13 protein-coding genes are annotated in these 15,121 nt (G+C 36.5%); 7 read left to right on the top strand and 6 right to left on the bottom strand.

What is annotated here, in order from left to right:
* Positions 1 to 210: 210 nt before the first annotated feature.
* Entirely contained in the window at positions 211 to 552 is a 342-nt protein-coding gene (locus PGC35_RS04650) for a zinc ribbon domain-containing protein YjdM (RefSeq protein WP_375218357.1), read from the top strand.
* A gap of 287 nt (positions 553 to 839) precedes the next feature.
* On the opposite strand, the gene PGC35_RS04645 is transcribed toward PGC35_RS04650, so the two are convergent.
* A complete protein-coding gene (locus PGC35_RS04645) occupies positions 840 to 2,156 on the bottom strand; it encodes a helix-turn-helix domain-containing protein (protein WP_375218356.1) in 1,317 nt (438 codons plus the stop codon).
* Positions 2,157 to 2,273: 117 nt separating this feature from the next.
* On the opposite strand from PGC35_RS04645, the gene PGC35_RS04640 reads away from it, so the two are divergent.
* The 3 genes from PGC35_RS04640 to PGC35_RS04630 are packed head-to-tail and all read left to right on the top strand — an operon-like array spanning position 2,274 to position 6,582.
* Entirely contained in the window at positions 2,274 to 3,809 is a 1,536-nt protein-coding gene (locus tag PGC35_RS04640) for an AbgT family transporter (protein WP_375218355.1), read from the top strand.
* A 25-nt stretch (positions 3,810 to 3,834) separates the two neighbouring features.
* On the top strand, positions 3,835 to 5,145 hold the full coding sequence (locus tag PGC35_RS04635; protein WP_375218354.1) for an amidohydrolase: 1,311 nt from the start codon (positions 3,835 to 3,837) through the stop codon (positions 5,143 to 5,145).
* Positions 5,146 to 6,582 carry a M20 family metallopeptidase gene (locus PGC35_RS04630; RefSeq protein WP_375218353.1) on the top strand — a complete coding sequence of 479 codons (1,437 nt, stop codon included), beginning with the start codon at positions 5,146 to 5,148 and terminating at the stop codon, positions 6,580 to 6,582.
* Positions 6,583 to 6,674: 92 nt separating this feature from the next.
* Here PGC35_RS04630 and PGC35_RS04625 read toward each other — a convergent pair whose 3' ends face one another.
* The 4 genes from PGC35_RS04625 to PGC35_RS04610 all read right to left on the bottom strand — a co-directional run bounded on the left by PGC35_RS04625 (position 6,675) and on the right by PGC35_RS04610 (position 10,086).
* Complete coding sequence (locus tag PGC35_RS04625; protein WP_375218352.1) at positions 6,675 to 7,244, bottom strand: PepSY domain-containing protein; 570 nt, start codon at positions 7,242 to 7,244, stop codon at positions 6,675 to 6,677.
* A gap of 108 nt (positions 7,245 to 7,352) precedes the next feature.
* The gene (locus PGC35_RS04620) at positions 7,353 to 7,949 is read right to left on the bottom strand and encodes a PepSY domain-containing protein (RefSeq protein ID WP_375218351.1); all 597 of its coding nucleotides are present in this window, start codon (positions 7,947 to 7,949) and stop codon (positions 7,353 to 7,355) included.
* A gap of 80 nt (positions 7,950 to 8,029) precedes the next feature.
* Entirely contained in the window at positions 8,030 to 9,388 is a 1,359-nt protein-coding gene (locus PGC35_RS04615) for a sensor histidine kinase (protein ID WP_375218350.1), read from the bottom strand.
* Entirely contained in the window at positions 9,385 to 10,086 is a 702-nt protein-coding gene (locus PGC35_RS04610; protein WP_375218349.1) for a response regulator transcription factor, read from the bottom strand. The genes PGC35_RS04615 and PGC35_RS04610 overlap by 4 nt, the downstream gene beginning before the upstream one ends.
* Before the next feature lie 204 nt (positions 10,087 to 10,290).
* On the opposite strand from PGC35_RS04610, the gene PGC35_RS04605 reads away from it, so the two are divergent.
* The 3 genes from PGC35_RS04605 (at position 10,291) to PGC35_RS04595 (ending at position 14,322) form a co-directional block, all read left to right on the top strand.
* Complete coding sequence (locus PGC35_RS04605) at positions 10,291 to 11,712, top strand: NAD-dependent succinate-semialdehyde dehydrogenase (protein WP_375218348.1); 1,422 nt, start codon at positions 10,291 to 10,293, stop codon at positions 11,710 to 11,712.
* A gap of 695 nt (positions 11,713 to 12,407) precedes the next feature.
* Positions 12,408 to 13,100 (top strand): Type 1 glutamine amidotransferase-like domain-containing protein, encoded by a 693-nt coding sequence (locus tag PGC35_RS04600; protein WP_375218347.1) that lies wholly within the window; start codon positions 12,408 to 12,410, stop codon positions 13,098 to 13,100.
* Positions 13,101 to 13,128: 28 nt separating this feature from the next.
* A complete protein-coding gene (locus tag PGC35_RS04595; RefSeq protein ID WP_375218346.1) occupies positions 13,129 to 14,322 on the top strand; it encodes an MFS transporter in 1,194 nt (397 codons plus the stop codon).
* Between the two features lie 93 nt (positions 14,323 to 14,415).
* Here the strand turns inward: PGC35_RS04595 and PGC35_RS04590 are convergent, their stop codons facing one another.
* On the bottom strand, positions 14,416 to 15,045 hold the full coding sequence (locus PGC35_RS04590) for an alpha/beta hydrolase (RefSeq protein WP_375218345.1): 630 nt from the start codon (positions 15,043 to 15,045) through the stop codon (positions 14,416 to 14,418).
* Positions 15,046 to 15,121 lie beyond the last annotated feature (76 nt).

The raw sequence follows: 15,121 nt of genomic DNA, 5'->3' as shown, positions 1-15,121 counted from the left end.
TTAAATATAATTTTAAGGCTCTTAGCACCGCCAAAAGTACTAATGTATTTATCCATTATTTCTATTTTTGACTTAGTTGCCGCCTTCTCTATGAAGTACTTTCTACGTAAATTATTGTATCGTAAACATTCCTTTTTCATGGATGTAGGATGAAATAATAAATAATTCTTGTATAATAGGATGCAGTATATGAAATGGGGGAAATACAATATGCCAGCTTTACCAAATTGTCCGAAATGTAACTCAGAATATACATATGAAGATGGAAATCTTTTTGTTTGTCCAGAGTGTGCGCATGAGTGGAGTATAGATACTGAGAGTGAAAAAAAGGAAGATGAAAAGATTGTTAAAGATGCAAATGGAAACGTATTGAATGATGGCGACTCCGTAACTGTTATTAAAGATTTAAAGGTAAAGGGTACCTCTTCTACGTTAAAAATCGGCACGAAAGTTAAAAGTATTCGATTAGTAGATGGAGACCATAATATAGACTGCAAAATTGACGGCTTTGGTGCAATGAAATTAAAATCTGAATTCGTTAAGAAAATATAAGTTTAAAAAAGCGGCTTATCGTTTAAATATAAACGGGAAGTCGTTTCTATTAATCTAAAATGCTTCTCCAGTCCTCATAAAGAAGCGGATCAATGATATTCACATGTTTCATAAACTCGACTAGATAGTGCTGATTTAATCATTCAACTATCATAATTTTCACCATGAATTAGTGGATAATCCCTAGTACTAATGCATTTTAAATAATATGTGTTAATGCAAAAGTAACCACGACAAAATAGACCATTAGATGTTGGTTGATACATCTAACGGTCTTTATGATAACTTTATTCTATTTTGTCAAATTGGATTTGATACACTTTCTTCGGACGTCCTCGTAGTTTTTTCTGTTGCTGCATTAAAACAGTAGCAGCTCCGTGTTCTTCTAGTTTTTTTAGTATTCGATTAGCAGCTCTTGACGTGATACCTAAATGACTGCTTAAATCCTCTGACGCTAGTATGTTAGATTGAAGCTTGTCCATAACGGCAATGATTTTTTGAATTTGTAGAGGAGATGTGTTTAATTTCCCGCTTAATTGTTCAATACCAGAATCATACTGTGTGATTACCTGTATCCAATTTTTATCGCCTAATGGTCCAATCAACTTCTCTTCTTTAGACAAAATGTAAGCCTGAGTTTCCAGTGCTGCACACATTTGTGAAGCTTTTTCAGCGTTTGATCGTGCTTCTTGAATCGAATGACCTATCCCCCAGCCGATATGAACAGGAAACTGTAATTCGTGGGAGAGAAAGGGTACTAGCTGACAGCTAGTCTTATCGTTTGTAATCAATTTAAAGTCAGTGTAATTCGTGATAATTTCATAATACAAAACATTTTTATGAATAATAAAAGACATATGATTTTGTTTGCTAAAATCCAGTATTGCTTTATATAAGGACATTTGTCGATATTCTAATTCCGTTACGTTATTCCTATTAATAGCTATCTCTAAATGACCAATAACAACTTGATTCTCTATTAATTGAAGAAGTTGTATTTCTTTTAACAATGCTTCTATTTTCATAATCATACTTCGGTCAGAAGGAACTACTAATAACAAGTTAATATTATATGGTTTTAATATTTCTGGTAGCCTACTTAATCTAGTCATGCATACATCCACTTTGTTTTGTTGCCACAAATCAACGTGGAGATCTCGAATTTTATCATATACATCAAGATCCGCATATGCGCGGATGCTAGGGTCAAAGATATAGGGTAAATCTTCCTCTGAAGTCCATTCCTTTATCCCCAGATAATTATTTTCCTCGTATAAGAAATCTACTAAACATCTTTTCATCTCGAAGTCTTTGTTCTTATAGATATATTCAGAAAGTGTCCGATAAAAATCAGCTTGGGTGACATCGAAATGTAACATCGGAATGAGTACATCTGAAAAATGTTGTTTAACGAAAAAATAAGGTATTTGTCCACTAAATAATATCCCATCCACCAACTGTATTTTATCTAAAAAAATTGCGTGTAAATGTGCGAGACTATCATAAATTGTGTAAACAAATTCACAATTTTCTAGTTGTAATGCCTCAGCCTTTTTAACCCATTTTAAAGAATTTTCTGTTGTAAAAATAAGAATTCTCGGCATTTTTCAATTTTTCTCCTTTTTCTAAAAATATATTGACTTCCGTAATAAATTTAGTTTACCCTGTTATTTAAAGACATTGGACAAAGGGGTCTTTAATTAATCGAAGGGGTGGTTTTATTGAATAGCACAATTGAAAATAACGAAGAGATTAATAGTGAAAATAGGTTTTCAAGATTTTTATCTTTCGTGGAGAAAGTGGGAAATAAGTTACCACATCCGTTTATTTTATTCTTTTATCTAACAGTTCTTCTCGTTATTCTATCATGGATATTAAGTTTATTTAAAGCTGCTGTAGTTCATCCGAATACGCAGGAAACTGTAGCGGTAAAAAGTATTTTGTCTTATGAAGGTATTCAGTTTATATTATCCGATACTCTAAAGAACTTTACAGACTTTGCACCGTTAGGTTTAGTACTAACTGTCATGTTAGGAATAGGTTTAGCTGAAAAAGTCGGGTTGCTAGAAATGCTTATGAAAAGAGCAATACTCAATACACCTAGAAAGATTATTACATTTACCGTTTTCTTTATTGGAATCTTAGGGAATATTGCTTCCGATGCAGCATTTGTTGTAATTCCACCATTAGCTGCACTGGTATTCTTATCGGTCGGTCGTCATCCAATTGCTGGATTGGCAGTTGGCTTAGCGAGTACCGGAATTGGTTTTACGGCAAATGTATTAATTGCTGGTACAGATGCGTTATTGTCTGGAATATCTACAGAAATATCACAAGGTATTAATCCCGATATTATTGTGACACCACTCGATAACTGGTTTTTTATGAGTGTTTCTACATTTGTTTTGGCTGGACTAGGTACACTCATTACTGAGAAGTATGTAGAACCGAGATTAGGAGTTTATACCGGAGAGCAACAATCTCTTTCCAATGAGATAAGTGCCCTAGAAAAAAGAGGTTTACGTAATTCACTGATTGCTGCACTAATATTCATCGCTGCTGTTGTTGGAGCTATGCTTATACCTAATTCTCCTTTGCTAAACGAAGATGGAACCTTATTGCGATCACCATTTTTGTCAGGGATAGTGCCAGTTTTGTTTCTATTCTTTTTAGTCGTAGGGATTGTTTATGGGGTAAGCACGAAAAAAATCCAATCATCTGCAGACGTTCCTAAATTGATGACAGAGGCAATTGGAACTTTATCTGGATATATTGTATTAATTTTTATGATTGCTCAATTTGTTGCATATTTTAACTGGAGCAATATTGCTATTTGGTTAGCGGTGCATAGTGCAGCAATATTAACGCACTTAAATATGACAAATATATTCGTTATCGTGCTATTTGTATTATTAACCGCATTTTTGAGCTTGTTCATCATTAGTGGTTCTGCATTATGGTCACTAGTTGGTCCCGTTTTTATTCCGCTCTTTATGGTGCTTGGTTATCACCCGGCGTTTATACAACTAGCGTACCGTATTGGGGAGTCTTCTACCAATATGGTAACGCCATTAAATCCTTATTTCGCTATTATTCTATCATTCATGCACGTGTATGATAAAAAAGCGGGAATAGGTACACTCATGTCTCTTATGATTCCATATACAATCGGTTTTCTGATTATTTGGATTATTTTAATGCTCGTATTTGCATTACTTGGTATTCCTATTGGTCCAGGGGTATCTTTATATCTCTAGTTTATAAATCTAAGGAGTGAATAAGATGAATGGGTTTACTATAACTCCTAATTTAATGGAGCAGATATGTGAATGGAGAAGGGATTTTCATCGTTATCCAGAAACAGGCTGGACAGAATTTCGCACTGCCTCCATTATTGCGCATGAGTTAAATCATTTAGGATTTGAAGTACAGATCGGTAAAGAAGTGTTAACAGAGGAACGTATGGGTGTTCCTTCTGATGAACAGTTAGAAGCTTGTTATGAGCGTGCAAAAAATACTGGAGCATACCAAGAATATCTTGAAAAAATGGTAGGAGGATATACAGGTGTGGTTGGGACAATTAAAGGATACAAGCCTGGACCTACTATTGCTTTTCGATTTGATATGGATGCTTTGGAAATTTTAGAAACAAATAGTGCATCGCATATACCTACAGAAAAAGGTTTTCGTTCTTTAAATGAGGGAGTTATGCACGCGTGTGGACATGATGCCCACAGTGCTCTTGGTTTAGGCTTAGCAACAATACTTGCAGAAAGCTTGGAGTACATAGGAGGGACGATTAAAATAATTTTCCAACCAGCGGAAGAAGGAGTGCGTGGGGCAAAATCCATGGTAGATGCTGGTGTAGTAGATGGAGTGGATTATTTTTTAAGTATGCATGTCGGAACTGGGGTGCCATTAGGAACCGTAATTGCTGGAACAAATGGATTTTTAGCTACAACTAAAATAGATGCAACGTTTAAAGGGAAGGCAGCACATGCAGGAGCTGAGCCAGAAAAGGGAAGAAATGCTTTATTAGCTGCGGCATCTGCTATTCTAGGCCTTCATGGAATATCCCCGCATAGTGGAGGGGCTTCTCGGATAAATGTCGGAACCTGTATTGCGGGTGATGGACGGAATATTGTTCCAGCCCATGCTTCCTTACAGCTTGAAACTCGTGGTGAAAATAGTGAAGTCCATTCCTATGTCCATCAACAAGCTTTAACTGTGCTAGAAGGAGCTTCCAAAATGTATGGGACTGAGCTTTCTTGTAGAGTTGTGGGATCGGCCAAAACTTGTTCATCTTCTGATAAATTAATAGAACTAGTTACGGATGCAGCAAAAACTGTAAATAAATTAGTGGAAGTAATACCTCTTACTAAATTTGCCGCCGGTTCAGAAGATGCTACTTATATGATGAATCATGTTCAAAATCAAGGTGGACTTGCAACGTATTCCATCTTTGGAACAACACTATCAGCTGGACATCATCATGAGAAATTTGATATCGATGAGGACGTGTTTCCAATTGTTTTGGAAACTTGGTTGGCCACAATTGAACAAATTTATGTATATGAAAGTGGGAAACTTTAAATGGATAATCTAGCAGATTTAATAGAGTTGTTAATAGAAGAGCAACGAGAGGAAATAATAGCGTTAAGTGATCGAATTTGGGACATACCAGAGACTAGATTTCAAGAATATCAATCATCCAAAATATTGAGTGATTTTTTAGAACAAAAGGGCTTTATTGTTGAACGTGGAGTAGGCGGAATTGAAACAGCCTTTACAGCTACCTTTGGAGAAGAAAAGCCTGTCATTGGTGTACTCGGGGAATTCGATGCTTTGTCAGGTCTTAGTCAAAGAGAAGCATCAGATATACGAGAACCTTTACAAGAAGGTGCAAACGGGCATGGATGCGGACATAATCTATTGGGTACAGCAGGAATCGCAGGAGTTCTTGCAATAAAGGAACTAATTCAACAAAAGAAAGTAACGGGTTCTATCAAATACTTTGGATGTCCTGGAGAAGAAGGGGGATCTGGTAAAACTTTTATGGTGAGAGATGGTGTTTTTAAAGACATTGATGTTGCGCTTACATGGCATCCTAATTCTTACACGGGTGTTTTTTCATTCTCCTCACTCGCAAATTATCAAGTATATTTCTCTTTTGAAGGAAAAGCCTCGCATGCAGCAAATTCTCCCCATCTTGGACGGAGTGCATTAGATGCAGTTGAGCTGATGAATGTTGGTGTCAATTATTTACGCGAACACATTATCTCAGATGCCAAAATCCATTATGCTGTTACAAACACGGGAGGCTCTTCTCCCAATGTTGTACAATCAGATGCAGAGGTATTGTATCTCATTCGTGCCCCTCATTTAAAAGACGTAGAAGAAATCTATCAGCGTGTTATTAACATTGCAAATGGAGCTGCTTTAATGACGGAAACCAAAGTATCCGTTCGTTTTGATAAGGCATGTTCAAATTACATACCGAACCATACATTAAATATGATAATAAATGAAAAATTACAGCATTTTGGTTTGCCGGAATATAATGGGGAAGAATTGAATTATGCTCATAAAATGGCCAAAACTATTACATCTGAAGAGGTTGAAACGGCTATTCTAGATGCAGAGAAATTATCGAGCTACCAAATCACAGATCAATTTTATAGAGAAGGCTATCCTTTTTTTGAAGAGATTATACCCTATGTGAAAAATAGAGAAGTGATGCAAGGTTCGACAGACGTAGGAGATGTTAGTTGGATCGTGCCAACCGCTCAATTTTTTACTACTTGCTTTGTAGCAGGCACTCCACTTCACACTTGGCAACTTGTCTCTCAAGGAAAAACCTCTCTGGCTCATAAGGGATTATTATATGCAGGAAAGGTTCTTGCAGCAAGTGCCATTGAGATTTTTGAAAAACCAGACTTAATAGATTTAGCGAAGCAAGAATTAGCTGCAAGCACAAAAAGTGCCTATCGAAATCCATTGCCTGATAATCTTAGACCGAGCATTCAATAGATATTTAATATGACAGGTTGAAATCAATACAATGAGAGAAGGTTCTAAAGCAATTAGATATTGTTTTAGAACCTTCTCATTTTTAGTTAATTTTATTTATCATCATCATCGTCATCATCATGATCGTCATCATATTCCAACTCTAGTACAGTTCCAGTACTTGCATCGATTTTAATTTCTGCTTCCCCTTTTTTAGTGCGTAATTCTATTTCATACTCATATCTTTCGTCATCTGAGTCCAATTCGATTTTAATGACTTCTCCGTTCACTTTTTCTTTAGCAAGGGCAATTGCATCTTTTTCTGAGATCAGCGATGTGATAGATGTAGTTTTAACGCTAGCTTCAATATCGTCATCGTTATCACTTTCTTTAACACTTAACACCTTTGCTGTATATGCATCAACTTTTACTTCAATTTCTTTATTTTTATCTACATCAATGTCTACATCGTAATATGTTTTTTTGTTCTCCGTCTCTAATTCAACACTATCAAATTTACCGCTAGCTTCCTTTAATGCAATTTCTTTTGCTTTTTCAATACCGATGATTTTATTGCTTTGCTCGGTAGAAATCTTTACGTCATCCTCTGCAAATGCACTAATTCCGACTGCACCACTTATAACTAAGGCGGTTGCCAAAGTCCCTATTACCATCTTTTTCATGTTGTTTCCTCCTCTGTTTAATTTGGCTTACACTTATATAATAAACAGAGAAAAAGAAAGGACGGTTATAAGAAGGTTAAAATTCGGTAAGAAAAAGTATAAAAGAAATTAATCTTCCCAATTAACGGATTTTACTTCTCCTGTGTATGCATCGACTTGAACGATAGCTTCTCGATCTTCCTCGCCATTTTCAATTTCTACTTCAACCAAGTAATAAGGGGCTTGGTCTGGTGGTTGATGTAATTCAGCATCATCATCTGCTAAACCATTTACATGTTTTGCAGCGATATCGAGTGCCTCCTGTTCCGTAATTACCGTGTTTTCTTTTGGTGCAGGATCTTGTGTTTTAGGATCGTTACTCTCACTTTGGGATCCATCTTCAGTATTTGTTGGAGGCTCTTTAGGCTCAACAGGTTGTTCTTTGGGCTTTCCCAGTTGTTTCAAGGAAAGAATATTTCCGCTCTTTGCATCTATCTTAATATTGTATATACCATTTTCAAGCTGCATTTCTATCTGGTATTCATCATGAGTTTTTGTCGTTCGGATAATGTCTCCTGCATATTGGTCTATTGCAACAGCATTCGCTTCTTCCTCTGATAATTCTTGAGCAGAAATGGATGGAGATAACCATTGAAACCATACGATTAAAAGTAGGGAAACGAGGAGTATAGCTCCAGATACCCATACCCATTTCTTTGTCTTCATTGTGCAATCCCCCTTGTAACAGTTTGTGGCAATAGTATATAACGGGAAAGTTAAAAAATGGTGAGAAATAAATTGTTATTTTACTTAGCATTTTTCGTTTTGAAAAAAAGTGTAACCGTTGTACCGCGGTTTTCTAAGCTATTCAGTTCAATTCTTGCCCCGATTGCTTTGGCTATTTCTCTTGCCATAGTAAGTCCTAAACCTATCCCTCCTTGCTTTCTACTTCTAGCTTGATCGACACGGTAAAATCGATCATATATTTTTGGTAAGTCTTCCTTTGGGATTCCAATTCCACTATCTTTAATTTGTATAAATGTTTCATTGGAGGTAGCACTAACATATATAGTAATGCGTTCTTCGCTGTACTTTCTTGCGTTATCTAAAAATATAAAAAGAAGTTGTTTTAGCTTTTGATGATCGGTATAACCAGTAAACATTTCATTGCTTTCGACGGAAATCTCTCTTTGGTAGGTGTTTTGAAACGTATTAGCAGTTTCCAAGACGAGCTCTGTTACATTTATTTGTTCCATTTGGATATTCCATTGTTCCTGAGGTTTTGCTAATTGTAAGAGCTGTTCCGTCATTTCTCTCATTCGAACAGCCTCTGAGTGTATCGCTTCTATAGATTCTTCAAATAGGTCGGGTCGCTCTAGGCCTCTTCGTTTTAAAAGGTCCGAGTAGTTCTCAATAATAGTTAAGGGAGTTCTTAGTTCGTGAGAAGCGTTCGATACGAATTGTTCTTGCTTTTCAAAGTTAGTTTGTAGCAAATCAATCATATGGTTAAAGGTTTCACCCATTTCCACTAGCTCTTCCTCAGAAGTCTCTTCAAGCTTAAGACTCTTAAAGTGACCACTTTTCTGTATTTCTTTCATCGTATTTATCATTAGTCTGATCGGCTTTATGATTAAATTACTAAGAATTCTGCTAGAGATAAATACAGGTATCATCGCGATAATCGTTACACCAATTAACACAATACCCAGAATCTTAATCATCTCATCTGTTGCATGTATACTACTAATCACTTGAAGGTTAACAACTCGCCCGTCATTCCAAACGACTGGATAGGAAACAAAAACATACTGCTTGTTTCCAAACGAAATTATTTTGCTTACTTCGCCCGCAGAAAAGTTGCTTTTTCGTGACTTTAAGGCTGTCTCTGAGGCAGATGTTATTTTTGCTTCAGTTGTCAAATCCTCGTTTAATACTTGGATCATCCCATTCACTGGCACATAGGCTAGGAGAAGCTTGTTAGGTGCAATTCGATCAATTTCACGCCGCACATCTGAAGCGATTTTTTCCACTTCAGCTTTAGCGCGATCAAGTTCATTTGACATCATAAGATGACTGAAAAGAAGGTAGATAGAAGTATTCATTAGAATTAATAAAACGATAAATAACACCGAAGTATATAAATTTATTTTATTTCGTAGTTTCATGTAACTTCCTTTAAGACGTAGCCTACGCCCCTTACTGTATGAATTAATGGATAATCAAAGTCAGCGTCGATTTTTTTTCGGAGATAACGAATATAAACATCAACAATTTTTGTTTCTCCAAAATAATCATAGCCCCAAACCGCCTCTAAAATTTGCTCACGGTCTAAAACTTGACGCTTATTTTTAAGTAAATATAAAAGTAGATCGTATTCCTTTGGTGTTAGAGTTATATCGTTTTTGCTTCGAATGACTTCTCTCGTTTTTTCATTTATCTTTAAGTCACTTACATATATCCACTCGTCATTCTCTTCCAATTTTGGTGCTGTGGCCTGCTTTATCCTTAAAACAGCTCGTATTCTTGCTAGTAATTCTTCCATACGAAAAGGCTTTGTAATATAGTCATTGGCTCCCAGGTCAAGACCGGATACTTTATCTTCTATGGAGTCCTTGGCTGTTAATAAAATTACTGGAATGAATGAGTCCTTTAAACGAATGCGTCGGAGAAGTTCTATTCCGCTCATTTCTGGCAACATAACATCAAGTAATATCAAATCCCAATTTCTTGCGCGGTAGGATTCTAAGGCATCTAAACCATTTGTAGCCTTTCCAATTTCATAACCTTCAAATTCTAATTCTATTTCCAGCAATCTTAAAATTTTTTCTTCATCTTCTACTATTAAAATAGATTCTTTTAACAAAAGCGATACCACCTTATGTAAGCATTTGACGTCTTTATTCTATTCTACACTACTTAATTTTGCCAGGAACTCGAACATTCTGATAATTTATTTCCTAGTTCTCTTGTGTCATTACAATATAAAATCGTTTTATTAATATGTTGTGAGGGGTATCTTTATAATGTAGATAACATAGAAAGAATATATGAAATGGAGTGGAGACGGATGTCTAGACAATATTACATGATCATTAATGGAGCGGAAGTTGGAAAAGAATTACCTGTTATTGAAGTTAGTAACCCTGCAACAGGAGAAGTTTTTGCGACTGTTCCAAAAGGAGGTAAGGAAGAAGCGATACAAGCAGTCGATGTAGCTTATGAAGCATTTAAAAAATGGTCTGCTTTATCTGCATATGAACGAAGTGAACTAATACAAAATTGGCATAATCTGATTAAGGATAATACGGAAGACCTTGCCAAAACGATGACAGAGGAGCAAGGGAAACCTCTTACAGAAGCAAGAGGGGAAATCAATTATGCAAATGGCTTTATTTCCTGGTATGCAGAAGAAGGGAAACGTATTTATGGAGAAATGATTCCCGCAACTCAACAAAATAAACGTATTTTTGTGCATAAACAACCGGTGGGCGTTGTAGCAGTTATTACTCCTTGGAACTTTCCAGCAGCAATGATTACAAGAAAGGTTGGTCCGGCTCTCGCTTCTGGCTGTACTGTAGTAATAAAACCTGCTGGACAGACACCTCTCACGGCAATCAAGTTGGTGCAACTTGCAAAAGCAGCAGGAATACCAGATGGGGTTGTAAATATAGTAACAGGCGATTCTAATTCTATTGGAAATGCTTGGTTAGAAGACTCCCGTGTTAGAAAACTGACTTTTACAGGTTCTACAGAGGTAGGAAAGCGGTTAATGAAAGGTGCAGCGGATACAGTCAAAAAAGTTTCGCTTGAATTGGGGGGACATGCACCTTCTATCATTATGGAAGATTGTAATTTAGAAAAGGCTGCAGAAAATGTTCTTGCCGCGAAATTTCGAAATGCTGGTCAAACCTGTGTATGTATTAATCGTGTATACGTGCAGGAATCGATTGCACAGAAGTTTACTGAGTTATTAATAGAAAAAACGAAGAAGTTGAAGATTGGTAATGGTCTCGAAGATGGCGTGACAATCGGTCCGCTTATTAACGATTCTGCTGTGGAAAAAGCTCAGGAGCATGTAGATGATGCAGCCTCAAAAGGAGCAGAAGTAAAAATTGGTGGGAAAAGAAAAGAAGGTCTTTTCTTTGAACCGACCATTTTAACGAATGTCACTGATGACATGCTTTGTATGCAGGAAGAAACATTCGGACCGGTAATTCCTATTAGTACATTTAAGGATGAAGAAGAAGCAATCCGACGCGCGAATGACTCTATATATGGACTTGCCGCGTATGTTTTTACTGAGAATATTTCGAGAGGTATCCGTATTACAGAAAAATTAGAGTACGGTATTATTGGTTTAAATGACGGTTTACCATCTACTCCACAGGCGCCATTTGGAGGATTTAAACAAAGTGGACTCGGCCGTGAAGGTGGTCACCATGGAATGGACGAATACTTAGAGATTAAGTACATTTCTCTTGGTTTATAGTCTAAATTTATAAAAAGCATGCACATCCGATTATCTTGTAAAGATTTTTGGGATGGCATAGCTTTTTTATTTGTTTTAGCTTTTTATTTTTTGCGGGAATATATCAATAGTAATAAAAGGTATAAACAGGTAAATAGGTAAAATGGATTCAGTCATTTTTTATTTATGATAAAAAAGCTATAGGTTATGGGAATACTACTTATCTATTGACATTCGCGCTGGCCGCACGTCCGCATGAGCCGCTGTATGCGCTAGCGCATATCGCTGTCTCATACGGCACGTCATGCGGCTAGGAAGGCTGTACTCTCTTGAGAAGGTAAGTAGATGCTATTATAGGATTGTTAATGAACAATCCTGAATACAGGATGTAGACTTACTTATTTTAATCGAATTGTTTCTATTTCATCGGATGTTTCTAGGATGTGCGCCTCACACTCCGCAAGAGCGCGAAGAATGAGAAAGGATGTGCGAGCGACTAAGGAGCGACTAAGGAGCGACTCATCCTGCGGAGGCTCAAGTGTAACGTGCGGCAAGCGCACATCCGTGTTCTAGTCTTTAACGTGCGTTCACTAGTTTTTCTTTCTCTCTTAATATTTTTCAAAGACTTGCATTTTAACTATTCAAAATAGTTGAAGTGCAAGTTCTTTTTTTCATGTTACTATTAGTAAAAAGAAAATAGGATGGGGGAATAGTAAATGAAACAAATTATTGCAATGGGTGGTGGAGGTTTCTCCATGGAGCCTGAAAATCCATTATTAGATCGATATATTTTGAAGCAATCCAAAAAGGATAGGCCAAAAATTTGTTTTATTGGTACGGCTAGCGGAGATGCAGATAGTTATATTGAACGTTTTTATAGTTTTTTTCAAAATGAGGCATGTGAGCCTTCCCATTTATCGTTGTTTAAACCACATACCCGTGATATTAAGAAATTCATTCTCGACCAGGACATTCTCTATGTAGGGGGAGGTAACACGAAAAACCTCATGGCTCTTTGGAAAGAGTGGGAATTGGATATAATTATTCGAGAAGCATACAACAATGGAATTATTTTAGCTGGGATCAGTGCGGGGTCACTTTGTTGGTTTGAAGAAGGTACAACGGATTCCTTCGGGGACGAGCTTGAACCTATCTCATGTCTGGGTTTGATTTCTGGTAGTAATTGTCCACATTATGATGGGGAAGAAGATAGACGTCCTGTTTATCAAAAGTTTATTAATGAAGGAGTTATTGGTGCAGGATATGCAGCGGACGATGGGGTTGCTCTGCATTTTATAGATGAAAAATTATACTCTGTTGTAAGTTCTCGTCCACATGCTAGTGGATATCGTGTGGATAAGAACAAAGAAGAGAAGTTATCCACAACTTATTTAGGTTTTGAAAACTAGTTACAAAACATATTGAGGCGATATACTGATGGAATATATACAAAAAGGAACGAAAGAATATAAAAAAGTTAACTTTGCATTATTTGCAGCAGGGTTTATAACGTTTGCTAATTTATACATCACACAACCGATTCTTCCTGAATTTTCAAGAGAATTTCAGGTGTCACCAGCTGTGGCTAGTTTGTCCCTTTCATTTACTACATTTGCTTTAGCTATATGCCTTGTCATCTTCGGATCTCTTTCAGAAGCATGGGGACGTAAACGATTGATGACGATTTCCATCCTTGCGGCTTCTATTTTGACATTAATAATTGCGTTTTCTCCAAATTTTGAAGTGCTACTTGTATTACGAGTGATTCAAGGGGTTGCTTTTGCCGGTCTTCCGGCAATTGCAATGGCTTATTTGGGGGAAGAAGTAGAGCCGGCTAGTCTAGGAGTTGCGATGGGACTTTATATAAGTGGAAATTCGATTGGCGGGCTAGCAGGTCGTATTATTATGGGGACGATGACAGATTTATTTAGCTGGAAAATTGGAATGGTTTTTCTTGGTTTATTAAGTCTAGCGATTAGCATTTATTTTGTCATTTCTTTACCAAATTCTCGACATTTTGAGCCAAGAAAGTTACAATTTAGAGCTTTAACTAATTCGCTTATAGCACATTTAAAAGATTCAAGTATGCTTTGTCTTTTTGGTATAGGTTTTACACTGATGGCGAGTTTTGTATCATTATATAACTACATCAGTTTTAAATTGCTAGGTCCTCCTTATTCACTTAGTACAACGATTGTCGGGTGGATTTTTATTATTTATTTGGTAGGAACATTCAGCTCCACATGGCTTGGTAGCCTAGCGGATCGATATGGTAGACAAAAAATGTTATTTGTTGGAATAGGCATTATGTTTGCTGGTGCTATCCTAACGATTAATGTTGCATTAACACTGAAAATTGTTGGAATTATTATATTTACTTTTGGATTTTTTGGAGCGCATTCCATCACGAGTGGATGGGTGAGTAAAAGAGCGGAACATGATAAGGCACAAGCTTCTTCGCTTTATTTATTTTTCTATTATGTTGGCTCTAGTATTGGAGGTACTGCGGGCGGGATTTTTTGGTCCAAGTTTGGCTGGAACGGAGTCATAGGTTTAATAGCAAGTTTCCTTCTAATTTCAGTAATCTTATCCTTCCTTCTAAAATTTACCTTGAAAGAAGCTCAGAAATAAGTATCCTATTTCTGAGCTTCTTCTTTTCTATATGGTTTTTCCTCTTATTCATTTAATGGATGAAAGAGCAATCTGAATTCCTATAATCAAACATTAATTGTTCTTCAAAAACTCCACAAGATCCTGTTGATTTTGCGGTGGTACACCGTGACCATCATTATATGTTTTAAAGGTAACCTTAGCACCGAGATTTTCGAAATAATCCTTACTTTCAGCACCCCATTGGGAAGGAATAATGTAATCATAATCCCCATGAGAAATAAAAATATCTAAATGATCTACAGATCTTTTGCTATATTCATTTTTTACAAAGTCCGGTATATAGCCACTCAAAGCAACAACACTATTCAATTCATTTCCCATAGTTAAAGCTAGTGATTGTGCTAGCACAGCTCCTTGACTAAAGCCAAGTACAGAAATTTGGTTAGAATCCAACTCAAATTCTACAATTGCCTCGCGAATAAAAGATTGAATATAGACAAGCACTTTATCAAATACTTCTCGATTTGGTTTGCCTTCTTCTTCTATTGTAAAAAACGCATATCCTGGGTTGAAAACGATTGGACCGCGCAAGCTAAAAATATGATGTGTCTTTTCAAAGCCTTTCACTAGCTGAGGCAAATCCTCTTCATTACTTCCCATGCCGTGTAATAAAAACAAAGTTGGTTGATTTTTTTCTGCTACCTGTGGAGCGGTATATTTGTATGTAAAAGGTGAGTTCATTTATTTTTCGTCCCTTCAGGCTAAAGTAAATCCATTTTAACAAAAATAAAACACTTTGTATAAGTCATTCGACATT

Source organism: Psychrobacillus sp. PGGUH221, from assembly GCF_042055255.1.
GTDB lineage: Bacteria > Bacillota > Bacilli > Bacillales_A > Planococcaceae > Psychrobacillus.
Note: the sequence above shows the minus strand (reverse complement) of the source record. Positions and strands in the feature narration are given on the sequence as shown.

Bases quoted from the DNA above. Each gene is read 5' to 3' on its own strand.
- PGC35_RS04645 (WP_375218356.1), bottom strand. From the start codon at position 2,156: ATGCCGAGAATTCTTATTTTTACAACAGAAAATTCTTTAAAATGGGTT.
- PGC35_RS04625 (WP_375218352.1), bottom strand. From the start codon at position 7,244: ATGAAAAAGATGGTAATAGGGACTTTGGCAACCGCCTTAGTTATAAGT.
- PGC35_RS04600 (WP_375218347.1), top strand. From the start codon at position 12,408: ATGAAACAAATTATTGCAATGGGTGGTGGAGGTTTCTCCATGGAGCCT.
- PGC35_RS04605 (WP_375218348.1), top strand. From the start codon at position 10,291: ATGTCTAGACAATATTACATGATCATTAATGGAGCGGAAGTTGGAAAA.
- PGC35_RS04595 (WP_375218346.1), top strand. From the start codon at position 13,129: ATGGAATATATACAAAAAGGAACGAAAGAATATAAAAAAGTTAACTTT.
- PGC35_RS04630 (WP_375218353.1), top strand. From the start codon at position 5,146: ATGGATAATCTAGCAGATTTAATAGAGTTGTTAATAGAAGAGCAACGA.
- PGC35_RS04615 (WP_375218350.1), bottom strand. From the start codon at position 9,388: ATGAAACTACGAAATAAAATAAATTTATATACTTCGGTGTTATTTATC.
- PGC35_RS04590 (WP_375218345.1), bottom strand. From the start codon at position 15,045: ATGAACTCACCTTTTACATACAAATATACCGCTCCACAGGTAGCAGAA.
- PGC35_RS04620 (WP_375218351.1), bottom strand. From the start codon at position 7,949: ATGAAGACAAAGAAATGGGTATGGGTATCTGGAGCTATACTCCTCGTT.
- PGC35_RS04635 (WP_375218354.1), top strand. From the start codon at position 3,835: ATGAATGGGTTTACTATAACTCCTAATTTAATGGAGCAGATATGTGAA.
- PGC35_RS04650 (WP_375218357.1), top strand. From the start codon at position 211: ATGCCAGCTTTACCAAATTGTCCGAAATGTAACTCAGAATATACATAT.